20 protein-coding genes and 1 pseudogene are annotated in these 22302 nt (G+C 66.4%); 11 read left to right on the top strand and 10 right to left on the bottom strand.

Features of this window, described 5'->3' with window-relative positions:
* Positions 1-111: 111 nt before the first annotated feature.
* A complete protein-coding gene (locus QNM97_RS25050; RefSeq protein WP_283820805.1) occupies positions 112-681 on the bottom strand; it encodes a type 1 glutamine amidotransferase domain-containing protein in 570 nt (189 codons plus the stop codon).
* 110 nt (positions 682-791) lie between these two features.
* Between QNM97_RS25050 and QNM97_RS25055 the strand changes: the two genes are divergently transcribed.
* Positions 792-1901: an NAD(P)/FAD-dependent oxidoreductase gene (locus QNM97_RS25055; protein ID WP_283820806.1), complete on the top strand. Its 1110-nt coding sequence runs from the start codon at positions 792-794 to the stop codon at positions 1899-1901.
* A gap of 19 nt (positions 1902-1920) precedes the next feature.
* On the opposite strand, the gene QNM97_RS25060 is transcribed toward QNM97_RS25055, so the two are convergent.
* Positions 1921-2769 (bottom strand): ribokinase, encoded by an 849-nt coding sequence (locus QNM97_RS25060; protein ID WP_283820807.1) that lies wholly within the window; start codon positions 2767-2769, stop codon positions 1921-1923.
* Positions 2770-3029: 260 nt separating this feature from the next.
* Between QNM97_RS25060 and QNM97_RS25065 the strand changes: the two genes are divergently transcribed.
* Positions 3030-3734 carry a GntR family transcriptional regulator gene (locus QNM97_RS25065; RefSeq protein ID WP_283820808.1) on the top strand — a complete coding sequence of 235 codons (705 nt, stop codon included), beginning with the start codon at positions 3030-3032 and terminating at the stop codon, positions 3732-3734.
* Positions 3735-3769: 35 nt separating this feature from the next.
* Positions 3770-4828 (top strand): polyhydroxyalkanoate synthase family protein, encoded by a 1059-nt coding sequence (locus tag QNM97_RS25070; protein ID WP_283820809.1) that lies wholly within the window; start codon positions 3770-3772, stop codon positions 4826-4828.
* Positions 4829-4835: 7 nt separating this feature from the next.
* Here the strand turns inward: QNM97_RS25070 and QNM97_RS25075 are convergent, their stop codons facing one another.
* From QNM97_RS25075 to QNM97_RS25085, 3 genes are all read right to left on the bottom strand, one after another.
* A complete protein-coding gene (locus tag QNM97_RS25075; protein ID WP_283823320.1) occupies positions 4836-6569 on the bottom strand; it encodes an NAD(P)/FAD-dependent oxidoreductase in 1734 nt (577 codons plus the stop codon).
* An 87-nt stretch (positions 6570-6656) separates the two neighbouring features.
* Positions 6657-7241: a YdcF family protein gene (locus tag QNM97_RS25080; RefSeq protein ID WP_283820810.1), complete on the bottom strand. Its 585-nt coding sequence runs from the start codon at positions 7239-7241 to the stop codon at positions 6657-6659.
* Entirely contained in the window at positions 7234-7698 is a 465-nt protein-coding gene (locus tag QNM97_RS25085; RefSeq protein WP_283820811.1) for a histone-like nucleoid-structuring protein Lsr2, read from the bottom strand. Before QNM97_RS25085 ends, QNM97_RS25080 begins: the two co-directional genes overlap by 8 nt.
* Before the next feature lie 859 nt (positions 7699-8557).
* Between QNM97_RS25085 and QNM97_RS25090 the strand changes: the two genes are divergently transcribed.
* Positions 8558-9487, top strand: a complete 930-nt coding sequence (locus QNM97_RS25090; protein WP_283820812.1) for a hypothetical protein — start codon at positions 8558-8560, stop codon at positions 9485-9487.
* 119 nt (positions 9488-9606) lie between these two features.
* Here QNM97_RS25090 and QNM97_RS25095 read toward each other — a convergent pair whose 3' ends face one another.
* A complete protein-coding gene (locus QNM97_RS25095; RefSeq protein ID WP_283820813.1) occupies positions 9607-10203 on the bottom strand; it encodes a TetR/AcrR family transcriptional regulator in 597 nt (198 codons plus the stop codon).
* 60 nt (positions 10204-10263) lie between these two features.
* Here QNM97_RS25095 and QNM97_RS25100 point away from each other — a divergent pair, with 60 nt between their 5' ends.
* The 4 genes from QNM97_RS25100 (at position 10264) to QNM97_RS25115 (ending at position 14469) form a co-directional block, all read left to right on the top strand.
* The gene (locus QNM97_RS25100) at positions 10264-10572 is read left to right on the top strand and encodes a hypothetical protein (RefSeq protein WP_283820814.1); all 309 of its coding nucleotides are present in this window, start codon (positions 10264-10266) and stop codon (positions 10570-10572) included.
* A 41-nt stretch (positions 10573-10613) separates the two neighbouring features.
* Entirely contained in the window at positions 10614-11936 is a 1323-nt protein-coding gene (locus tag QNM97_RS25105; protein WP_283820815.1) for an NAD(P)/FAD-dependent oxidoreductase, read from the top strand.
* A 64-nt stretch (positions 11937-12000) separates the two neighbouring features.
* Complete coding sequence (locus QNM97_RS25110) at positions 12001-13227, top strand: DUF1214 domain-containing protein (protein WP_283820816.1); 1227 nt, start codon at positions 12001-12003, stop codon at positions 13225-13227.
* A gap of 15 nt (positions 13228-13242) precedes the next feature.
* Positions 13243-14469, top strand: a complete 1227-nt coding sequence (locus QNM97_RS25115) for a sulfotransferase family protein (protein ID WP_283820817.1) — start codon at positions 13243-13245, stop codon at positions 14467-14469.
* 137 nt (positions 14470-14606) lie between these two features.
* Here QNM97_RS25115 and QNM97_RS25120 read toward each other — a convergent pair.
* From QNM97_RS25120 to QNM97_RS25130, 3 genes and pseudogenes are all read right to left on the bottom strand, one after another.
* A pseudogene (locus QNM97_RS25120) lies at positions 14607-15182 on the bottom strand (HNH endonuclease signature motif containing protein); the annotation flags it as partial.
* A gap of 308 nt (positions 15183-15490) precedes the next feature.
* Entirely contained in the window at positions 15491-16762 is a 1272-nt protein-coding gene (locus QNM97_RS25125; protein WP_283820818.1) for a reverse transcriptase family protein, read from the bottom strand.
* A gap of 246 nt (positions 16763-17008) precedes the next feature.
* On the bottom strand, positions 17009-18103 hold the full coding sequence (locus QNM97_RS25130) for a magnesium transporter CorA family protein (RefSeq protein ID WP_283820819.1): 1095 nt from the start codon (positions 18101-18103) through the stop codon (positions 17009-17011).
* Between the two features lie 58 nt (positions 18104-18161).
* On the opposite strand from QNM97_RS25130, the gene QNM97_RS25135 reads away from it, so the two are divergent.
* Positions 18162-19307, top strand: a complete 1146-nt coding sequence (locus QNM97_RS25135; RefSeq protein ID WP_283820820.1) for an acyltransferase family protein — start codon at positions 18162-18164, stop codon at positions 19305-19307.
* A gap of 62 nt (positions 19308-19369) precedes the next feature.
* Positions 19370-20611 carry a hypothetical protein gene (locus QNM97_RS25140; protein ID WP_283820821.1) on the top strand — a complete coding sequence of 414 codons (1242 nt, stop codon included), beginning with the start codon at positions 19370-19372 and terminating at the stop codon, positions 20609-20611.
* A gap of 13 nt (positions 20612-20624) precedes the next feature.
* Here the strand turns inward: QNM97_RS25140 and QNM97_RS25145 are convergent, their stop codons facing one another.
* Positions 20625-21104 (bottom strand): acyl-CoA thioesterase, encoded by a 480-nt coding sequence (locus tag QNM97_RS25145; RefSeq protein ID WP_283820822.1) that lies wholly within the window; start codon positions 21102-21104, stop codon positions 20625-20627.
* A 206-nt stretch (positions 21105-21310) separates the two neighbouring features.
* Here QNM97_RS25145 and QNM97_RS25150 point away from each other — a divergent pair, with 206 nt between their 5' ends.
* A complete protein-coding gene (locus tag QNM97_RS25150; RefSeq protein WP_283820823.1) occupies positions 21311-22285 on the top strand; it encodes an alpha/beta hydrolase in 975 nt (324 codons plus the stop codon).
* Positions 22286-22302: the final 17 nt, after the last annotated feature.

A 22302-nucleotide genomic window follows, 5' to 3' on the forward strand; every position in this document is an offset into this window, starting at 1 on the left:
ACTGATGCCTATTCAATCGCAGTCCGGACCGAATCGGACAGCATGGTGTTCCCCGGCGTCTGCGAATCGATATACGCGACGCCGGGGGCGCTACTCAGGGGTCGGCGGTACTCAGGCGTCTGCAGTTCTGCGGCCGAACTCCACGACGAGTGCGGAGTTGAAGGCGGCCAGATCGTCCGGTTTGCGGCTGGTGATGAGGGTGTTGGTCCCGTTGCGATCCACCACCACCTCTTCGTCCACCCAGTTGCCGCCGGCATTGGCGATGTCGGTCTTCACACTCGGCCACGAGGTGATCGAGCGACCCCGGACCACATCGGCTTCGACGAGGGTCCACGGTGCGTGGCAGATCGCGGCGACCGGCTTGCCCGCGTCGAAGAAGCCCTTGATGAAGTCGACCGCGGACTCGACCGTGCGCAGGTAGTCCGGGTTGGCCACCCCACCCGGCAACACGAGCGCGTCGAAGTCGTCGGGGGTGATGGTGTCGGTGGTGGCGTCGACGTCGAAGGTATCGGCCTTGTCGAGATGCTCGAACGCCTGCACGGTGCCGCTGTCGGTGGACACCAATCTCGGCGTGCCGCCGACCTCTTCGACCGCCCGCCACGGCTCGGTGAGCTCGACCTGCTCGATGCCCTCGGGTGCGACGAGAAATGCGACGGTGATTCCCTTGAGTTCTTCAGCCATGGTGCTGCTCCTTTCGCGTCTGTTCTCTCCCCCGGCTGTCCCGGTTACCCCAGAGCAGTCGCGTCCAAACCCTGTCGTGTCAGAAGCCGTGCGCTTGTACTGTCGGGCACATGACCACCACCTCGGACGTCGCCGTCATCGGCGCGGGCATCGTCGGACTGTCGGCGGCACACGCGGTACGTTCCCGTGGGTACTCGGTGACGGTCTTCGAGTCGGGAACGCCCGGTTCGGGACAGTCGGCCGGAGTATCGCGAATCTTTCGGCACGCGCACGACGATCCGCGGATGGTGGCACTCGCGGTCCGGGCGCGACGGCAGTGGCGCGACTGGGAGGACACCTTCGGTGTGCGACTCGTCAGCGACGACGGTGCGCTCGCGCTCGGACCGACCGCCGTGCGACGGCTGGCCCTCCTCGAAGATCACCCCGACATCGGGGCGCGACTCGTCGACCGTGACGAACTGGCCTCGCTGCTACCGATACTCGGCGCCTACAACGGCGGCGCGGTATTCGACCCGAATGGCGGGTCGATCGACACCCGAACGGCGATTGCGCGTCTGGCGGACGAGGCACGAGAGGCAACGACCGGGGCCGGGCTGATCGCCGAGCAGGCGATCACCGTGCGCGACCGCTCCGACGGAGTCGAGATACGCACCCCGACAACGGTATCCACGCACGCCGCGGTGGTGGTGGCAGCCGGACGCGGTAGCGCGGCCCTGGCCCGGGCGCTCTCGGTGGCGATACCGGTCGAACTCGGTGCGCACGTCCGGGTGTCGTTCGCCCTGCGCGAGGTTCCCGACCGGCTGCCGACACTGCAGGACGGCAGCGGAGCGTTCGGGGTGTCGGGCGTATATGCCGCGGCCTATCCCGACCGCTCCGCGTTCGGGCTGGGTCTCTCCGATTCGGTTGTCGCCCATGATGACGGAGCCATCGACGACGTCGACGCACTGGCCCGCTCGGCCGACAATGCGATCGCTTACGCCTCGCGAGCACTTCCCGGGCTTGTCCACGAACCGATCGGCAATGTGCACTGCTGGGTCACGCGTCTGCCCTGGGGCGACGACGGGGTGGCGATCTGGAAGTCGGGCAACGCCTACGTGATTGCCGGACACAATCTCTTCAAACACGCACCGGTCCTCGGCGAGGCGCTCGCCGAGTCGGTGGTCGCCGGGACGGTTGCCGAGCCGTTTCGCCCTGAGGATCGGCTTGGTGCCGCGGACTGAGGGGATCGATTGTGGGTCGTCAGTTGCGGGGTCGGGACACGAAATCGGTTGCGGTGTCCGCGGCGAGCGCCGCCGCCTCGGGAAGCTCGATGCCGGCGGCGAGGTGCGCGACCAGGGTTCCGGCGAAGACGTCACCGGCCCCGGTGGTGTCGACGGCGGTGACTCCGCGCACGTTGATGCGGGTGACCCGGCCGTCGTCGACGACGAGCACCCCCTCGGCGCCCAGGGTGATGACCGCCGACGTGCAGCGTGACCGAAGCCGTTGTGCCAGAGGCTCGAGATCGTCGGCCGTGCCGTAGTAGGCGGCCTCGATCTCGTTGACGACCAGCGGGTCGGCGAGTGTCAGTATCGAATCATCCAGTGCCGCAACTGGACTGGGATTGAGGGCGAAGCGCCTTAGATGGGCTCGGCACCACCGTGCCGCGGCGTCGGTGACTTCGCGGGGCGACTCCAACTGTGTGAGAACCACTTCGGGGTCCAGAGCGTTCAAGGACGCCGTGACGTGGTCGGCGGTCAGCTCGGCATTCGCACCGGAGAGCACGATGATCCGGTTGGTGCCGTCGGCGTCGACCTCGATGACCGCCCGTCCGCTGAGGCCGGTGACGCGACGAACGTGCTCGACGTCGACACCCTGAGCACGTTGATGTTCGAGCATCGTGGTGCCCGCCGCGTCGTCCCCGACCGCGGCGATCAGCGACGTCGAGGTGATCGCCGCCGCTGCCGCGGCCTGATTGGCGCCCTTGCCGCCCGGCCGCTCCGTCTCCGACAGCCCGAGGACCGTCTCACCGTCGGCGGGTAGACGCTCGACGTGCACCACCTGGTCGAGATTGAGGGTGCCGACCACGGCGACACGCGACGAGGAGTTCATCGTGTTAATTATGCCGGTGGGGAAAGCGGGTTGTTGTGCTCTGAGAGGCCCGAAAGTTCGGGTGTCGGGTCCGTCGGCTGTCACCGTCCACGTCTACGTGACAATCGCCCGATCCATCCGCTGGCGAGCGTGCGCACCGTACGGTTGACTGATCGTATATACCCCGCGGCCCTGCGACGGCCGAACGAGCGCCGCCACCGCGCCCGTCCGGCCTCGGTCATCGAGTCGTCGGGACGGGGATGAGGACAGGAGGACAGGCGATGGCTGCTGTGCGGCTGGGTCGTCGACAGCTCACCGACGAGGTCGCCGACCATCTGCGGACGCGCATCATGACCGGCGAGATCCGGCCGGGGGAGTTCATCCGGCTCGACGAGACCGCATCGGCGCTCGGTTGCAGCGTCACACCGGTACGTGAGGCGCTGGTGACGCTGCGCGGGGAGGGATTGGTCCGGTCGTCACCGCATCGCGGCTTCATCGTGGAGAGCCTGGGACGCGGCGACATCGTCGACATCTTCTGGATGCAGGCCGAGTTGTCGGCGCGGCTGGCGACCCACGCCATCGCCGATCCGGACCTCCCGAGAAGCCTCACCGACCTCGCCGAGATCGTCGACGACTTGGAGAAGGCGGTGACCGCGGGCAACGCCGACCGGGTCCTGGATCGCGAGTTCGCCTTTCACCGTCGGGTGAACCTGATGGCGCACAGCAAGAAGCTGGCGTGGTTCCTGTTCTCCGCCAACAAGTATTCGCCCGATGAGCTGTACGCCCAGGACTCCGAGTGGGGTCGGCAGGCGGTGGCCAGTCATCGTCGTCTCATCGGTTATCTGCGCGACGGTGACGAGAGCGCGATCCGCGAGGAGATCCACGCGCGATTCGCCGATGCCCGCGACCGACTGATCCGCAGTCTCGCGGCCGTCGGATTCTGGGACGAGGACTCCGACGCCGACTCCCGTGAGCACGCCTCATAGAGATCGCCGGCGGCCGGTCGCGTAGATTGCGGCGCATGTCGACACTCGATGGTGCCCTGCTGGTCCTGCGTTTGGCGGGTGGACATCAGGTGGCCCCGGACATCGAGACCCCGCACACCGTCCTGTACCCGGGCGCACACCGTGAGCTGCGGCGATACGGCACCGACGAGCAGTTCGCCGCGGCCCGCGCCACGGGGCGGCCGCCGGTGTTGCTCGTACCGCCGCTCGCGGTGTCGGCGCGTTGCTACGATCTCGGACCCGGTCAATCGGTGGTCGAACAGTTCCTCGAGATCGGTCGGGTGCCGTATGTGGTGGACTTCGGTGAGGTCGGTCGCGCCGAGCGGGACATGGGGTTCGAGGACTACTTCGACGACATCGTCCCGCAGGCCATCGGCCGGGTCCTCGACGACCACCCGGGCGCCGATCAGGTGGATCTGGTGGCGTGGAGTATCGGCGGAACGATCAGCTTGTTGACGGCCGCCGCGCACCCGGAACTGCCGATCCGCTCGATCGCCGCCATCGGCACACCCCTGGATTACGACGCGGTGCCTCCGTATCCGCTGGTCAAGAAGGTGATGAAGCCGACCGGCGGCAAGGCCGTCACCGCGGCATTGCGGGCATTCGGCGGCATCCCCGCCCCGCTGGTGCGCATCGCCTACCGCGGGACCGCGTGGCAGCGGGAACTGAAAAAGCCCGGCTACATCATGCGCAACGCCCACGACACCGAGGCGCTGGCACGCATGCAGGTCATCGATCGCTTCCAGAACTCGATGCCCGGATATGCGGGCAAGGTGTCGGAACAGATGTGGCAGAACTTCGTCTACCGCGGCGAACTCGCGTCCGGTGTGGTCGATTTCGGCGGACGCCGCGTGGACCTCACCTCAATCGGAGTGCCGATCGCGCTGTTCGGCAGTCACCGCGACGCCATCGCCAGCTGGCAGGCGGTGCGTCACGGGGTGGAAGTGCTCGCCGATTCTCCGCAGGTGCACTTCACCACCGTCGAGACCAGCCATCTCGGCCTGATCGCCGGTGAGGCGGCCACAAGCCAGACGTGGCCGCGGGTCGCGGAGTTCCACGCCGCGCTCGATGACTGAGCCGCTGTCAGCCGAGCGCTCTGGCCTCCACCCACTGGTGTACCAGCGGGACCACACCGGCACCCTCCCCGGACGCCGAAGCGACACGCTTCATCGACCCCGAACGGATGTCGCCGGCCGCGAACACGCCCGGTGCGCTGGTCGCCAGATTTGCCGGCGGTAGCCCGTCACCCCAGCGATCCTTGGGAACATCACGCCCGGTGAGCACGAAACCGCGTGCGTCACGGGCGATGTCGTCGGGAATCCACTCACAGTGCGGCTCCGCGCCGATGAGCAGGAACAGACCGCCGACGGCCCGCTCCTCGAGCATGCCGGTGCTGCGGTGGCGCAGCGTGATCCGATCCAACGTCGGCGATCCACCGCCGTCGACGACCTCGCACCCGCCGCACACGCTGATCCGCGGGTGATAGGCGATCTCGCCGATCAGGTACTGCGACATCGTCGAGGTGAGGTCGGCGCGCCGAACGACAATCGTCACCGATCGCGCAAATCGGGCGAGGTGGATCGCGGCCTGCCCGGCGGAGTTGCCGCCGCCGACGACGATGACGTCGCGACCTTCCATCTCGCGGGCCGCCGACATCGCCGCCCCATAGAACACCCCGAGTCCGACGAGTGCTTCGAGGGAGTCGACGCCGAGCCGGCGGTAGGCGACCCCGCTGGCGATGAGTACCGCGTGTGCGCGCACGTCGCCACCATCGGTGATCAGACAATGCGGCCGGTTCTCGACGCCGACATCGAGTCGTTCGACGGCCCATCCCGAATAGAACCGCGCGCCGAAGCGCACCGCCTGGGTGCGGGCGCGCTGGGCCAGCCGCATGCCGGAGATGCCGCGCGGGAAGCCGAGGTAGTTGCGGATCATCGAACTCGTGCCGGCCTGGCCGCCGATCGCCGAGGACTCGATGACCACCGTCGACAGCCCCTCGCTGGCGGCGTAGACCGCGGCGGCCAGGCCGGCCGGACCGGCTCCGGCGATCGCGAGATCCACCACGGAGTCCTCGGCCACATCCGACGGGCGTCCGTACATCATCACCGATACATCGCGCGCCGAGTGCGGGGCGATGACCGTGCGGTGGGCCTTGCTGACCATCGACTGGACCAGGGGGAACCTCGGGCCGTCGGGGGTGTCGGTGCCGTCGATTGCGCTGTGGTCGAAGGCCGCCTGCGCCTCGCGGCCGGCGGGACTGTCGGGGGTGTGGGTGCGGTGCGGCATCCCCATGCGGTCGAGGAGGTCCCGAATCTCCAGTGTCAGTGGGCTTTCCGTGTCGGCGATGATGCGAATCGACTCGACGACGGGCGCGGCGATCGTGGCTCCCCAGTCGGAGAGCATCTCGGTGATGGCGTAGTGGAACTCCTCGTCCCGGGCTCCTCGCGGCATGAGCAGGAACGTGTCGAACTTGCCCTTGCGCAACGGAATCCGCAGTGTCTCCGACGTCGCGGCGAAGCGGTCCCAGTGGATGACGACGACGCGTCGGGCGGTGGGGACGATGCTGCGGAAGGTGCCGAGTGCCTCGAGGATCGGCATGTCCGGTAGTTCGGATTCGGCGACGATGAGCGCGATCGGTTCACCCTGCGAGGACAGTTGCCCGAGGGTGGTGATGGCCTCGATCGCCGAGGACACGCAGCGTACGTGGTAGTCGCGTCGGTACCGGCCGAACTCGTCGGACAGGGCATCGGCGTGGTTGCTGGACACCAGAAGGATGGTCGGCGTGGGTGTTTCGGGTCCGGCGGCCGTGCCGGGCATCGGTTCGGTCACGGCAGGAGGTGCGCAGACGGGGTGGTCATACCTTCCAGTGTGACACCGCACCTCACGTGTGCGCTCGGTGCGGACTCATGCGTAGGCAGGCCGGAACTCGAGAGTCAGGCCGCGTTGTGCCGCGGCCGTGCGGAACTCGCCGAGTGCTCGCTGCATGTGAAAACCGTTGGTGACGATGAGGGCGCCGTCTGCGTTGCGTGAGTTCAGGATGGCCACGGTGTTGGCGGCATTCTCTGCGGTGCTCGTGGAATTCTTCTCGTTGATCATCTGCCAAGGGGGTACGCCGCGTGTGATGAGTTCGAGATTCATGAAGCCCGCTTCACTGATCGGCAGCCACCAGGTGTCTCCGCCGGAGACGATGACCGTGTTGAAGGGGTGGGTTCGGGCCAGTTGTGCCGCTACGTCGAGTCGATCGGAAAGAATCCGGGGTATCTGCCCGCGGGGACCGACCCTCGCTCCCAGTACGACGATGTAACGATCGCCGGGGCGTTGCCACAGAAACGTGCTGAGTTCCCGATCGGTTGGGTGAGTGAGCGACCGACCGGTGTCGGCGACGTCGGCGCGCGCGTGTGGGCGGGCCATGGCGTGGTGGGTGGTCGCCGCGCACACCGCCACCGTCGTCGCGAGCGCAGCCGCCCCCGTGATCAGGCGCCTACCCATTACGGTGACCGCTCGTCGGGGACGAAGTAGCGGTATCGGTGTGGTCTGCGGCACGGTGGAACGCGGCTCGTATGTCTGCAGGCATTCGTCCCCTGTCGGACACGGTGAAACCGTGTGTGCGAGCCCATTCTCGGATCACCTGGTTCATCGGATCACGGGGACGTCGAGGTGAGCAGGGTCGTGGTGGCGGCGGAGAATGATCGACCGGCCGCGCCACGGCCAGATATCGACTGAGAACCTGCCGGAACTCTTCCGCGGTGGCGGGCGAGGTGTCGAACTCGTAGCTCATGCCGTCGAGCCCGAATGACACCGTCACGTGGGTCTCGAGGATCGAGCCGTCGAGATCGTCGATCACGACATGTGTCAGTTGCCTTCCCATTGTCCCTCTTTCGTTCGGCATCCTGCTGGGATGCTTGATCAGGTTGTCAGCCAATAGATTCCGATCACGAATGCCCACATCGGGATACTCATCGCGAAGGCGGTGAGCAGGCCCCGCATCGCCCGAAGCGATTCGTTGTCGCGATAACACGGGCAATGGCACAGCGAGCAGTCGCTGCCTGAGCGGTGGTGTTGATGCGCGCTGCGTGGGTCTCCACACCGCCCGCACGGCGCCGAGGCCGTTGGCCGTGGGCTGCTGGTGGTGCTCATACGGGTGCCTCCGATGACGGTGGTATGGGTGCTCTCGGTGCGGATGCGCGGCGCGCGCCGTGTGAGAGGGACGACGGCGCGCGCCACTGACGCCGGGTGACCGAGCGGCGTACGACGCAACTCGTGCCACCTGGCGGGTATCCGAGGTCTGACAAACGTCGTCGAAAAGTCGAACGGCGGGAGCGAGCCCGTGCGTGGCGATCCACGACTTCGTGGCGACGATGTGTAGAGATGTTGGCATGAAATCCGTGGTGTGTGCAAGTGCACCGACGCGGCATAAAGAATCGCGGGAGTTTTGTCCTGAGAACAGTGGGTACAAAGTCCCTATGCGCGACTCTCGCGGCGGGGAATTCGTTCACTCTGCGGCGTAGTCCGGTGTGCCATCAATGATGTCCAGCGGGCGATCGTCGGTGCGCGAGACGCGAAATAGCTTGTCGCACAGATAAAGTAATCGGATTTGAGGTCTCGACATCGAGCGTTGTTACTCTGCCGACCAGTGCGATCTGGCACACATCAGGGGTGCTCGACTTGACCCGGGTTCGTGTCGTACTTACCGTCTAGTAGGGACAGACCGACCGGTCGGTCTAATCACCACCATGCGCGACGTGAATCCCTTTAATTGCCCTAATCCGTACGAAGTCTAATAGGCACTACCCAGGAGAAAAACCGTGAACAAGAGACAAATTCGAAGTGGTGCGACAGCGTTGTTTGCCGCGTCTGCACTAGCGCTGACCGCCGGGCAGGACGCGGCGCATGCCGACGTGCTGACCTCGTCGAATACGACGGCGACGGCAGTTGTGCAGGCACGCCTGCCTGCCGCGTCGACGACCGACGGCGTCGATCCGGCGACCGAGCGTGCGGCGATCCCGCCCGGCTATGCGATCAACGATGATCAGCGAGTCCGTGATGCGGCAGCGGCGGGTGCCGTGCGCGGTGGTGTCGAGGGAGCCGCAGTCGGGGCGACAGCGGGTGCGGCACTGACCGGCGCGGTTGGTTGGCTGCCCGGTGCAGTGGCGGGTGGCCTCGCCACCGGCATCGCAGTTGGTACCGGGGTTGGAATCTACGGTGCCGCGGTGGGAACGGTCGTCGGTGGTGTGCTCGGCTGCGCGGTGGGTCTGCCGTACGTCATCGTCGGATGCGCTGTCGGGTTCCCGATCGGCGCGGCGCTCGGTGCGACCGTTGGCGGAGTGATCGGAGCCGGAGTGGGTGGCGCGTACGGGGCGGTCGCAGGAGGCGTTCCCAGCGGTCTGGTCACCAGCGCTTTGGTTGCGCCGATCGGCGCCGTTGTCGGTGCGGGTATCGGCGCGGCAACCGGCGCAGCGGTCGGTGCCGGACAAGGAGCCGCGTCGGCGATGAACGACATCAGCCGGGCCAAGGCACGGATCGACGAGCGGAACAGCCAACAAGGCGAGGCAGCGGGAACGGAGAGTGGCGGTAGCGGGCCGACAGCACGTGCGGATGCTCCGACGGCTCCGTCGGTGGCCCCCGCCGAGGGTGCACGAGCGTCGTCGTCCCGCGTGGGGCAGGTGCTTTCACCGGACGTGCTTGGCACAGACCGCGATATGAATCGCACCGCGGCGGCCATTGGTTCTCGCTGATCGCCCGAATGTGGCTCCTCGTGCCGCCGCCTCGGGTGCCGCGACGCTCGGTGACCAGGGTTGTCGTCGAGCGTCGCGGTTGTCTCTCGAGGAGTGCGGACTCCGGGGCGAGTTCGGTGTCAGAACGAATTGAGATAGTCCCGAAGAACTGGGTAGAAGGTATCGAAGGTATCCGCGATGGGCGTATCGGGATCCATCAGCGCAGCGATGTTGAGCCCGTCGACTATCGCCGACATCGCAACGGCGGCGCGGTTGATGATCTCGTCGGGAACCTCTGGATACTTACGCTTCATCCGACGGGCGAGATCCGAGCGCGCCTCGAGGTACTTGGCCGCCACGACATCGCGGCTGACGCTGCCGTCGGTCAGAGCCTCGGCCAGCATCAAGACGGAGAACTGGGCCCACATCCGGTCGTCGTCGAGCGCGGTGGCCAGGCGTGCGCTGATGGACTCGGCAATGGCGTCATCATCGGGCCCGCCGGTGTGATCGGGCTCCTCGGCGTCAGGCGACTGCGAGATGCCATGGGTCGCGTCCATCTGCGCCATCGCCTCACGCAGAAGGAGCTCTTTACTGGGAAAGTAGTGCAGCAAGCCCGACTTGCTGACACCCGCAGCCCGCGCGATCGATGCCAAAGACGCTCGCGTGTAGCCTTTTTTGGCGAATTCGGAAATCGCAGCCCGCACGATCCGGCGGCGTGAGGTACTACTGAACGGCACGTCGCAACAGTACCGACGGTCGCCGCCGCAGATGAGTCGGCTCCTGGGTAGGCTGCACGCATGGCAATCGATCCCACCGTCGCTGGTGTCACCGTCGGCCTGGTCGGCGGCTTCGGCGCTTTTCGTGCGACGGGCCGGCGCGAACTCGGCGGCGTCGTCGTCACCTCCGCCGGTGTCTACTGCACCCGCCAATGGCTGCGGCGCGGGCCTGCCGTCGCGGGCGGGCTGCTCGGTAGTTACGTTGCCGCCTTCGCCATCTCGCATCCCCTGGCGAAGAAGATCGGTGCCTGGCCGTCGGTCTTCGCAGCGACAGCGGGCGCGGCGGCGGCGACCGTCGCGATGACCTCGGCGGTCCCGGCGAAGAGCTGAGGGGCGCTCGCGGCGCCGAACTTTCTGCCACAATCGGCGAGGTGAATGCGTCCCAACCCCGCCGGGACACCCGGCCGCACGTGGTCATCCTCGGTGCCGGTTTCGCCGGTATGCATGCGGCGCGCAGCCTCCGGCGCGCGAACGCGAAGGTGACCGTCATCGATCGCGGTACCAGTCACCTGTTCCAGCCGTTGCTCTATCAGTGCGCGACGGGCCTGCTGTCGGAGGGCTCGATCAGCAGCCCGATCCGGCATCTGCTGCGCAGGCAGCGCAACGCCGACGTCTACTGCGCCGAAGCGACCGACATCGATCCCGCGGCACGCACGGTCACCGTCACCCGGCTCGACTCGTCGGTCGAGCAGGTCGGGTACGACTACCTCGTCGTCGCGGTCGGTATGCGTACTGCCTACCACGGCAACGAACACCTGATGGAGCACACCATCGGGATGAAGACCCTCGACGACGCACTTGCCATCCGTCGCAAGGTGATGGGCGCATTCGAGGTCGCCGAGACCCTGCCCGATCCCGAACGGCGCAAGCCGTGGCTGACCTTCGCGATCGCCGGCGGCGGCCCCACGGGTGTCGAATTGGCAGGCCAGATCCGGGAATTGGCGCACAACGCGTTGGAGCGGGAGTTCCGTAGCATCGACCCGGACGAGGCGCGGGTGATCCTGTTCCAGGGGGCCGACCGACTGTTGCCGTCGTTCAGTCCGTCGCTGTCGACGAGTGCATTGCGCACTCTCGAACGCCTGGGCGTGGAAACACATTTCGGGGTGCACGTCACCGACGTCGGTGCCGACACCGTCGAGATCACCGAGAAGAAGTCCGGGGAGGTGCACACCTTCGGGGCTCGTACCACGCTCTGGACGACGGGCGTCGAGGCGGTGCCGTTCGTCAAGGCGCTCGCCGACGCGGTCGGGGTGAAACAGGATCACGGCGGCACCATCCCGGTCGGGGATGACCTGTCGGTTCCGGGCCATCCGGACATCTTCGTCGTCGGCGACATCAGCTCCTACAAGGAGCTACCCGGGGTCGCGGAGGTGGCGATGCAGGGTGGCAGGCATGCCGGAGAGGTGATCGCCGGGCTCCTCGCCGGAGGCTCCGAGCGACCCGTTTTTCGGTACCGGGACTTCGGTAGCGCCGCTTACATCTCCCGGAAGAACGCGATCCTGGAGACCGGTCCGCTGCGGTTGTCGGGTCGGGTGGGCTGGCTGGCGTGGGGCGCGATCCACATCGCCTTTCTCGCCGGCGTCCGCAACCGCACCGGAACCCTGGTGACCTGGGCTGCGACGCTGCTCACCGATACCCGTCGAGAACGCGCCATCACCTACGGCGATCCGAAGACTGCGCGCAAGTCGTTCTGAGCGGGCCCGTCGAGTCGTAAAGTGAGTACCGGACGGTTCAGGCGGGCATGAACGGAGGTCGTGCATGAACGGCCGAACACTGGCGACCTCGGCACTCGGTGGATTCCGGCGGGCCCGCGTGGCCTGGCTGAAGGTACGCGGCAAGACCCCCGACGACGTCGCAGAGGCCCGGGTGGCCACGGGTAAGGCGTGGGAAGAGTTCTGCGACACGCTGAAATCGGCAGGCGCATCGATCATGTACCCGGGGACGCCGACCGATCCGCTGACCCAGGCCGAGGGTTACCGATATCTGTCGCGGCTCACCCGCGCCGGACTCGAAGCGTTTGTTGAATACGCAGACCCGCGAGCTCCCGTGCTGCGCAGGATGATTCATGAGACCGCCAAGATGGGCTCGGACAATCCCGACAACTACTACCAAAACGCGACGGTCGACGGGACGCTCACCTATCGCATCAGTGGGACGCGCGGCACCGTCGACTATCTCGGTTTCGGGACGCAGGAGGGCAATTACGGTCAGGGCGGGCAGATGCCGACGACCGGATACGTCGAGGCCTCCGACCTGCAGATCGCCGACGACGGCACCTTCGAGTTGATCGTCAGTGCGACCCGCCCGTGGCCTGAGGGGCAGGGCGGCAACTGGTTGCCGATGACCGCTGATACCGGGTTGCTGATCGTGCGACAGACCTTCGCCGACCGCACCACCGAGGTGCCCGCCGATCTGCATATCGCGCTCTACGATCCGGCTGTCGGTGCCGGCAACGATCAGGTGCCACCGCCGCCCGAGCCGCTCACCGCCGCACAACTCGACGCCGGGCTCGGAAAGGCGAGTCTGCTTGTGGCCGGCGCGTCGATGCTCTTCGCCAAGTGGGCGCACGACTTCGCCGAGCACACCAACGAACTCCCCATGTTCGATCCGGAGAAGTCGACGAAGGCCGGTGGAGACCCGAATATCATCTACTACCACAGCTATTGGCGCCTGCGAGCCGACGAGGCGCTGGTGATCGACGCGGAGATCCCCGAGTGTGAAGCATGGAACTTCCAACTCGACAACCACTGGCTCGAGTCGCTGGATTACCGGTACTCGACGATCCACGTCAACAAGCACACCGCCAAGTATCGGCCCGACAGGAGCGTGCGAATCGTCGTCGCACACACCGATCCCGGCGTGCCGAACTGGCTACACACCACCGGGCATGACTGTGGCGGAATGACTTTCCGTTGGATTCGGGCACAGGACCATCCGCAACCCCGGACCCGGGTGGTACCGGTCGCGCAGGTCCGCGAACTCTGACGGTCGGGCGTCGCGATGACCGATGGATTCGTGCCGTATCGGCGACGTGGCATCCGAGCGCTCAATCATGTTGGTGCCGAGCTGGTTAGACGTGGTCTCGGGCCGGATCTGTCCGCCGATGCCCTGCGGCGGCGTGCCGAGAGGTCGGCGGGTCGGGCATGGGAGACCGACCCGGTCACCGACGACGCTCTCGACGTGTTGACCCGTTCGATCGTCGAGGAGGCGAACCTCAGCTATTTCGGGGCGTTGGTGATCCGCGCTCGGCTGCACGGCCTGCTCACGACGCGTTTGCGGGTGGCCGCACTACTGGAGGCCGAGCCCGAAATACTCGACGAGCCGATCACCCCACCGATCGTGATCGCCGGACTGCAGCGCAGCGGAACCACCATGCTGCACCGGCTGATCGGCGCCGATCCGCGGATGCGGGCGGTGCAATCGTGGGAGGTGGTACACCTGCTGCCAAGCCGATGGGAGCGGGCAGGTGCACGGCCACGGGTGCGGATCGCACAAACCAAGCTCGCCGAACTCGCCCTGCGATACCTGAACCCGCAGTTCTTCGCCATCCACGCCGTCGAGGCCGACGGTCCAGAGGAAGATGTTCTGCTGCAGGAGTATTCACTTTTATCCCAGGTGCCGGAGGCGATGCTGAACGTACCTGCGTATGCCGAGTGGTTGGCGCGCCAGGACGCCCGACCGTCGTACGAGTATCTGAATGTGCTGTTGCAGGTACTCGCGCAGCAGGACCGACGACCGCACTGGGTGCTCAAGACGCCCGCGCATCTGGAGCATCTCGACACGCTGCTCGACGTGTTTCCCGACGCGGTCATCGTCAACACCCACCGCGACCCGGTGCGCACCACAGCCTCGTTCTCGAGCATGCTCGCTCACGGCCATTCGATGTTCTCCGACACCGTCGATGCCGCTGCCGTCGCGCGACATTGGTTGCGCCGCAACGTCGACATGACCGAACGGGCACTCGTCGTACGCCAACACCATCCGGACCGATTCGTCGACGTGCGGTACGACGACCTCATTGCCGACCCGATGGCGCAGATCGACCGGATCTACGCTGCCGCCGGCCTGGAACTCGACGGCCCGACCCGTGCCGCCATGCATCGGCACCGACAATCCCATCAGCAGAATGCCCATGGCGTGCACCGCTATTCCCTCGAAGAGTTCGGTCTCACCGAGGATGAGGTGGCCGGTGCGTACGCCCACTATCGCGAGGTGATGGGGATCTGAGAGATCCGGGTGGTCGGAACCCTTCCCCCGGTGGTCGAGGTACCCTTTTTCTGGTGGTCGAGGTGCGACGAGCGCCAGCGAGGAGCCTCGAGACCCGTTGAGCCACAGCTGGTTCCACCCCAGAGACAAAGAAGTCGTCACCGCGGATAAGTGACGATCACCTGCCCACTCCGTCGGCTCCGCCACTCCACCCGCCGATCGGTGTACAACGTCGGCACCCACTCCGCGAGGTGTTTGCGTTGGTGATCGGCCCGACACAGTGGGATGAGGTCGCCGAGCACAGTCCACCCTCCCGCCTCGGGGTCGGCATGGTTGAACGGCCGCCAATGATCAAGGTCGCACAGGTGTGACGGCATCCCGCAGTACGGGTATCGGCACCAGGCGTCGTTGGCCAGCACCTCAGCGCGCAACGCAGCGCTGGGTGCATACGTCAGTGCCCCAGGGGGTGGCGCGGTGTGGCCGCCGTGTCCCGTCGGATCCGCCGGTGGGGCTTGGGGTCGGTCGGAGATCTGCGGGATGAGTGGTCCAGCGGCACGTGCGGATTCGGGGTAGTGAATCGTCTTGGCCACTTCGGACAGTCTGGTGGCGTAGTCGGGGTCGATGGGCCCGTATCCCTGCAATCGGGGTACGAGAATCCCGTCAGGCTCGTTCAATACCGTCAGTACGGGCGCACCTGGCACCACCAGGGCCCGTCCGCACGCGGCTCGCACCTCGACCATCGGGGGGCGGTGGATCATCGGTCAGGGAATGCGCCGTCGTTCTACTCCGGACTTTTCCATCCGATGGTCGAGGCCTCGAGACCCCGCTCGCCGATGAGTGTCCGCACCACCTGTCGAGCCGAACCAGCACCGGCGCAAGCGGTCTCGAGGCTCGCCGCACGTGGCTCGCACCTCGACCATCAGGGGAGGGGGCGAGCGTCGGGGATCGAGGCGAGCGTGGGGTGGTGGAAGCGTTCGACTCTCGGGGGAGGGTCGACCATCCGGTCACGTCCCATCAGCGACCGGGGTGGAGGTGAGCGGCGTCAGGAGTCCCAGTCGACGGCATCGGCCATCTGCAGGAGACGTTGGCGGCGAGTGGGATTGGTGGCACCGACCCAAGAGATCAGTCCGAGCACGTGTGCGCGGAAGTCGGGATGGTTGGTGTGATTCTGCGACCGGGCGCCGTGTGCCGCGGCGTTGTGCAGCAGTGCGCGCAGGTTGTCGTAGGAGGTGCGTGAGATCTGGGGGCGGTCGTTGACCACCAACCCGGCAAGGCGTTGTTGTTGGTGCTGGTACATGATGCGGACCTTGTCGGGGTGGGCTGTGAACCCTTCGGCCTCAATGATCTTCAGAACCACCCACAACGTGCGATCGGCGTCCATGGAGTCTCCCGAGAGGGCGAGATCGTCGCCGTATCGGGTATAGCGCAGTCCGTTGGCACGGGCGTACCCGTCCAGCCGGCGATCGAGCCCGCGCATCACGAGGTTCGCCAGATGGGGTGACGTCGGAGCGCCCTGTGGGAGATGGCGGTCGCGCAGCAGCGCACGATGAGCCAGATCAATGCCACCGAGTTCATCGATGGGTGTTGCGGTGGTACAGAGTTCGGCAAGGATTCGGGCGATGTGTGCCGGATAGCCGACGTCATGGAACACCCTGCGCACCCGGGCAGTGGTGATGGTTTCGAAGCAATGTCGGAGGTCGGCGCGCAGTACGACGGGTCGGTCGGAGTGGGGCCACGCGAAAGCGGTGGTCGATGATCCGGCGACGAACCCGCGTGCGCAGGGATGCGCCGGGACGTGTTCCACGAGGCGCCGCAGCAGGCGGCGCTGGGTTTCGCGCATCCGCGGCTTGGGTGCTTCGATCACCCGAAAACCGTCCCGTTTGCTCCGACGCCAGATTCGATAGTGGCGTAACGGCGGTCGCGCAGTCCGCAGCCAACCGCCGCGATCGGCAAACCACTCGAGTTCTGGCACGGTGAAATCCAGCCAGTGGGCCAGCTGTGTCACGTCATAGAGGTCGGGAAGCCCTTCCGGCACAGTCCCGCTCGATTGAGGCTCCTGTGGCCGGATGATGCGCGGCGGGTCCGGCGGCAGCAACGTCCACGGTGCGAGGGCCTCGACGAGTACCGCTTCGGGATGGCGAGGTTCGGTCGGGGAGAGCTCGAACAGGCGCGGCGCCACCGCATCCGCCAGATCCCGGGCGAGCACGGCCCGCAAGGCACGGAGCACCTCCGGCCACGTCCATCCGGTGTAGATCCGCGAGAACTCGGCGGCGAGCTCGCGGACCTGACCGAAACCCAGAGTGGCGTCGGTCATCGAGTGATCCAGCCGCATCGAACGTGTCGAGTACGGGCGTTCAGAAGATGGATGACGGGTGCGGTGACCACAACCGTGGTGCGGCGCCGGCCTGCACGTGCAGCGTGCTGCACGGCGTCGGACGCAGGGCCCAACTGTGAACTGCACCCAGGGGTTACCCCTGAGACGGATCGAACCGATCCCCTCTCACCACACCCGTCGCCCATCACAAGCCATCGTGCCACGGGCGGCGTGCATAGTGGCGGACTACAACCAGTCTCGCCGCTTGAACGTGGTGTACAGGGCGATCACGGTGACCACGATCAACACCGAGCTGACCACGAAACCGGTGGTGGTCTGGAAGAACGGGAACGAGACGTTCTGCCCGTAGAAGCCGGTGATGGCGGTGGGTACGGCGATGATCGCGGCCCACCCCGTCAGCTTCTTCATCACGGTGTTCAGGCGGGCGTCGGCCAATGACAGGTTGGTCTCGAACACCGTGGTGACCATGTCGCGCAACGATTCTGTCCACTCCGCCGCCCGCAGCGCGTGATCGTAGAGGTCGGAGAAGTGGGGGTCGAGTTCCGGTGGCGCCTCGTTCTCGTAGCGGTGACGCTGGATCGCCGCGATGACCTCGCGCATGGGCACCACGACTCGACGCAGAAGCACGAGATCCTTACGGAGATCGTAGGTTCGGCGCTGTAGGGTTCGAGCGGCGACGGACTCGTCGAAGAGCAGGGCCTCGAGATCCTCGATGTCGTTGTCGAGGCGTTGGACCGCGTCGAAATGTCCGTCGACGACCACGTCGAGCAGACCGTGCAGCAACGCGCCGATGCCGTACTGTTCGCCGCCGATCTCCTCCCACCGCTGGGTCACCACGGAGATGTCGAATCCCGGTGTCATCCGCACCGTGATCAACGCGTTCTGCTTGACGAAGATCGAAACACGATGCAGAACAAACGACTTGGCGCGTTGCGCATACGCGGAGTGCTGATCCGGACGCGCTGCTGCGTAGCCGGTCGTCGGGTTCTCGTCGCCCGCAGACGGATTCGCGTCGTCACCGGTCGGGGCGGCGGTGATCGCATAGACGGTCATGAATGTGTAGTCACTGTAGTTCACGGTCTTGACGCGTTCGGCGGCGGCGATCGTGTCCTCGATCGCGAAGCTGTTGAGGTCCAGTTCCTGTGCCAGCGCCGTCAGATCGTCGTGAGACGGGCAGTCGAGATCGGCCCAGATGAGCGTGTCGGCGCAGTCGAGATGATCGGAGATGCCGTCGATCGAGAAGCCGTCGACCTTCTGGCCCTTCTTCCAGATCTGGCCGCGAATGCGTGTTCCGCGATCCGGATCCGATGTGCCCGCCATGGCATCATCGTGCCACCACCTGTGCGGTGGGCGGCGGTGCGGCTGGCAGGATCGGCGCATGGCCTCGCGCGTTCCCTCACTCACCGGCGTGCGCACGATCGCCGCGCTGTCGGTGTGTCTGACCCACGCTGCGTTCTGGACCGGGCACTACACAGACGACTACGTCGGCCGACTGTTCGCGCGCTTCGAGATCGGGGTCGCGATCTTCTTTGTGCTCTCGGGGTACCTGTTGTTCACGCCATGGGTGCGGGCGGCGCGCGAGAACACCCGCGACACGCAACTGCCGGGCGTCGGACGCTACTTCTGGCACCGGGCACGACGCATCCTGCCCGCGTACTGGATCACCGTGATCGGCGTCTATCTGCTGTACGCGATCGCCCCGCCCGGCGGCGAGGCGTCACCGACCGGCACCGGCTGGTCGGGCTTCCTGCGCAACATGACACTGACGCAGGTGTACGGGTTCGGGCACCTGCACTCCGGGCTGACGCAGATGTGGAGCCTGGCCGCCGAAGTCGTGTTCTACCTGGTCCTGCCGTTGATCGGCTGGGTCGTCGTGGTCGGTGTGATGCGTGTGTCGGGCAGGCGCGGCGGGTGGCGACCGGATCTTCTCATCGCAGCGCTGGTGCCGTTGTTGCTGGTCAGCCCGGTGTGGTCGGTCATCGTCGCGGGCAGTGCGGGGGTGAATCCGACAGCACGCCTGTGGGCGCCGGCATTCTTCGGCTGGTTCGTCGGCGGCATGTTGCTCGCGGCCTGCGCACCGCTGATCCGCCGGTGGAACACCACCGCGTGGGTGGGCATCGCGATCGCCGCGTTTCTGGTGTCCGGGGGCTCGATCGCGGGGGAGCCGACGATCACCCCGACCACGGCGTCGGCGACGATCGTCAAACATGTGCTGTACCTGGTGATCGCCGTCGGTCTCGTCGGCCCGCTCACCGGCGCCGATCAGCGATCCTGGTGGGCGCGGGTGTGTGCCAGCCGACCGATGGTGTTCCTCGGTGAGATCTCCTACGAGCTGTTCTGCGTGCACGTCGTTGTTCTCGAGGTGGTGATGGCCGCGCTCGGCTACCACGTGTTCAGCGGAAACGTGCTGATCGCGTTCGGTCTCACCGCGGCCATCAGCGTCGTGCTGGCGTGGGCGCTGCACCGTGTGACCTCGCCGCTGTGGCGTGCGCGCACACCCGGGACCGTCGGTTCCCGCAGGTAGCATGGGTGAGCAAGACGGCGCAGAAGCAGCATGGCCGACAAGCAGGGTGACGAGGCGGGAACATGATCGACGACGGCGGAATGCGGGGGGCGGCACGGATCAGCGGCCCGAGCAGCGGGGAGATCCGGCAGTGGTGTGACCGGTCGGCGATGCCCGGTGAACGGCCGGAACTGTCCGATGTGGCCGCGATCCTGGTCGCCTCGGGTTATCTCACGCCGACGGGCCGGGCAATCGTCATCCGCCGCGTGTCCACAGGTCTGCCGTTGCCGATCGTGCCGGGTGGCTTCGGCGAGATGCGGCGTCTGCAGCGAGCGATCATCCAGCTCGAGGCGCAGCAGTCGGGGCCGATGGTGCCCGGTGTGGTCGCCGCGGTGATGCGTAACCGTCTCAACGGGCTGGTTCGACGCCGCGAGGATGCGCACAAGGCGTTCGTCACCGGCAAGGGCGTCTTCGCCGGCAGCACGCGCGCCATCCGCCGCGAACGCCGCGAGAACGTCTATCTCGAGCTCGACGAGCGCGAACGGCTCTTCGCCGGGCTGCTGTGTACGCCGACCCCCAACGTGGGCACGATGCGCGCGGTGCGCCGAGCAGGCACCGTTGCGGTCGAGCGCATCGCCGGTGTCGTCGGACAGGTCGCGGCGCGGTCCGGGAATCGTCAGGTGGAGCAGTGGGCCGAGCAGGTCACCGCGGCGACCGATCGCGATGCTCAGGCGCCCGCGGTGCCCGGGTCGGCGAACTTCGTCGACGGATATGAGGCGCTGCTGTTCATCGCCGGCCACTATTACGACCGGATCATGACCAATCCCGCTTGGCGCTCAGACCATTTCGCGGTGCAGCGGACGCAGGTGAACCTGCACTCCGAACTCGCCGAGATCGCCGCCGACGTCATCGCGTTGCGTGCGGTGCGCGTCGACCTGGACCGGGCCAAGCGCAATGGTGGCTTCGACCGGGCCTTCGCCGAACAGATCGACCGCCGTGAGACCACGTTGCGGCCGGTGTGGTCCGAGCTGATCGATCGGGTGCAGGCGTTGTCCGACGTGGCTCACGTCGTCGAGTCCGCGGCAACGGAATTGCGGATTCTGGCCGAATACAACAAGGCCGCGACGATCGACGATCGGATCGACGCCCTGGTCGCCCGGTCCGGTGATCGCGAGATCTCGATGGACAATGCCAAACGGCTGTCCGAGCAGGTCCGCAGTGGTGAGGAACAGCTACGAATTTATCGGGATGTGTTGCAGGGCAACATCTCTCGTCTCTCACCAGCGGTTCCCAGGGAACTCCCCGCACGGTACGAGCCATCCTGATTCGCCGGAGCCGTCATCGCGACCAGGACCGCAGGTAGCCCTTCTCAGTGTCGGTGAGTCGACGCAAACTGTGCGCCTCGACGTCGACGACGGCCATCTGAGTGCTCGCAACACATGCCGGTTTGCTCATCGGATCGGCGTGCGCCCCCCGGATCTCGTAGCCGATGGTGAAGTCGACGGAACGAAAACCCTTGATCCACATGCCGATGCGCAACGGTGAGTCGTCGTGACGGAGCTGGCTCTGATACCGGATCTCGACGTGCACGATCATCGCGCTCTTGATCAGCGGGGTGTACTCCTCGCCCGCGGAGAGCAGCCAAGCGATCCGGGCCTCCTCCATGAGCGTGACCATCCGGGCATGGTTGATGTGACCAAAAGCATCCATGTCCGACCAGCGCACCCCGACCTCCGCGGTGAACGCGAATTCGTGTGCGCCCAAACCGCTCTCACCAGCGGTGTTTGCTGAGTTGCGGCCGGTGTTTGCGGTACTCACTGACCCACGCTCCTGAATGCCGGCTGTGAAAACACGTTCGGGTCTTCACGCTTTTGTTACCCGCTAGTAGTCTTCCATCCGCGCGGCGTCCCCGATAATGGGGGGCGGTGTACCTGCGAAGTGCGGTACCGCAATGCGTTCGTGGGCTACCGCCGTCGGCGGGTGGGATGAGGTTATTGATGATGGGCACAAGGCGAGTGGCCGCAATGGTGGCGACCATACTCGGCGTCGGCGTCCTGAGCGCGGGTTTGCTCGGTCCGGCAGTCGCGGACGCGGCGCCACGCGTCGAGGCACGCATCGTCACCACCAAACCGATGAGCGAACTGCGCACCGACGTCTGGGTGGACTCCCCGTCGATGAAGCAGCGCATCAAGGTCAGCGTCTTGACCCCCGAGTACTCCAGTGGCCCGCGCCCGACGGTCTACATGCTCGACGGCGCAGGTGCCGACGGAGACGTCAGCGACTGGATCACCAAGGGCCACGCCGGCGCGTTCTTCGCGAACAAGAATGTCAACGTCGTCCTACCGGTCGGTGGAGCGGGCACGTTCTACACCGACTGGCAGCATGCCGACCCCAAGCTGGGTAAGCCGATGTGGGAGACCTTCCTCACCAAAGAACTTCCCCCGCTGATCAATTCGCGGTTTAACGGCAACGGCCGCAACGCGGTGATCGGGTTGTCGATGGGCGGACAGGCGTCGTTCGCGCTGGCCATCCGCCATCCCGAGCTGTATTCGGGTCTCGCGTCGCTCAGTGGGTGCCCGCCGGTGTCCGGGGCGGCCAACGAAGCCTACGTGCGCACCACCGTCGGTCGCGACGGCGGCGACGCCACCAACATGTGGGGCCCGTTCGGGTCCGTCGGCTGGCAGGCGCACGACCCGAGCCTGCATCTGAACGCGTTGCGCGGCAAGGACATCTTCATCTCCGCCGGCTCCGGTGCCATCGGCCCACTGGACATCACGCGACGCATCGAGCCCGACGAAGGTCCGCCCGCAGCGGTCACCGCGTCGTCGTCGGCGCTGGAGGCCGGGGCCTACCGATGCTCATTGGAGTTCGCGTGGGACCTGCGCACCCACAACGTGCCCTACACCGACGGATTCCGCCTGATCGGCACGCACACCTGGGCCTACTGGGAGCAGGACCTGCCCGCCGCCTGGGGAACGGTCTCGCGGCACCTGTACTGAGCCGCCTGCCGCAAGAG

Origin of the sequence: Gordonia sp. L191 (genome assembly GCF_030077625.1) — a bacterium.
Classification (GTDB): Bacteria; Actinomycetota; Actinomycetes; order Mycobacteriales; family Mycobacteriaceae; genus Gordonia; species Gordonia polyisoprenivorans_A.

What these genes read in the sequence shown, in the direction of transcription:
- QNM97_RS25050 (WP_283820805.1), bottom strand. Translation starts at nt 681, where the DNA reads ATGGCTGAAGAACTCAAGGGAATCACCGTCGCATTTCTCGTCGCACCC.
- QNM97_RS25060 (WP_283820807.1), bottom strand. Translation starts at nt 2,769, where the DNA reads ATGAACTCCTCGTCGCGTGTCGCCGTGGTCGGCACCCTCAATCTCGAC.
- QNM97_RS25140 (WP_283820821.1), top strand. Translation starts at nt 19,370, where the DNA reads ATGATCGACGACGGCGGAATGCGGGGGGCGGCACGGATCAGCGGCCCG.
- QNM97_RS25080 (WP_283820810.1), bottom strand. Translation starts at nt 7,241, where the DNA reads ATGGGTAGGCGCCTGATCACGGGGGCGGCTGCGCTCGCGACGACGGTG.
- QNM97_RS25070 (WP_283820809.1), top strand. Translation starts at nt 3,770, where the DNA reads ATGTCGACACTCGATGGTGCCCTGCTGGTCCTGCGTTTGGCGGGTGGA.
- QNM97_RS25065 (WP_283820808.1), top strand. Translation starts at nt 3,030, where the DNA reads ATGGCTGCTGTGCGGCTGGGTCGTCGACAGCTCACCGACGAGGTCGCC.
- QNM97_RS25135 (WP_283820820.1), top strand. Translation starts at nt 18,162, where the DNA reads ATGGCCTCGCGCGTTCCCTCACTCACCGGCGTGCGCACGATCGCCGCG.
- QNM97_RS25150 (WP_283820823.1), top strand. Translation starts at nt 21,311, where the DNA reads ATGGTGGCGACCATACTCGGCGTCGGCGTCCTGAGCGCGGGTTTGCTC.
- QNM97_RS25055 (WP_283820806.1), top strand. Translation starts at nt 792, where the DNA reads ATGACCACCACCTCGGACGTCGCCGTCATCGGCGCGGGCATCGTCGGA.
- QNM97_RS25110 (WP_283820816.1), top strand. Translation starts at nt 12,001, where the DNA reads ATGAACGGCCGAACACTGGCGACCTCGGCACTCGGTGGATTCCGGCGG.
- QNM97_RS25125 (WP_283820818.1), bottom strand. Translation starts at nt 16,762, where the DNA reads ATGACCGACGCCACTCTGGGTTTCGGTCAGGTCCGCGAGCTCGCCGCC.
- QNM97_RS25100 (WP_283820814.1), top strand. Translation starts at nt 10,264, where the DNA reads ATGGCAATCGATCCCACCGTCGCTGGTGTCACCGTCGGCCTGGTCGGC.
- QNM97_RS25130 (WP_283820819.1), bottom strand. Translation starts at nt 18,103, where the DNA reads ATGGCGGGCACATCGGATCCGGATCGCGGAACACGCATTCGCGGCCAG.
- QNM97_RS25075 (WP_283823320.1), bottom strand. Translation starts at nt 6,569, where the DNA reads ATGCCCGGCACGGCCGCCGGACCCGAAACACCCACGCCGACCATCCTT.
- QNM97_RS25115 (WP_283820817.1), top strand. Translation starts at nt 13,243, where the DNA reads ATGACCGATGGATTCGTGCCGTATCGGCGACGTGGCATCCGAGCGCTC.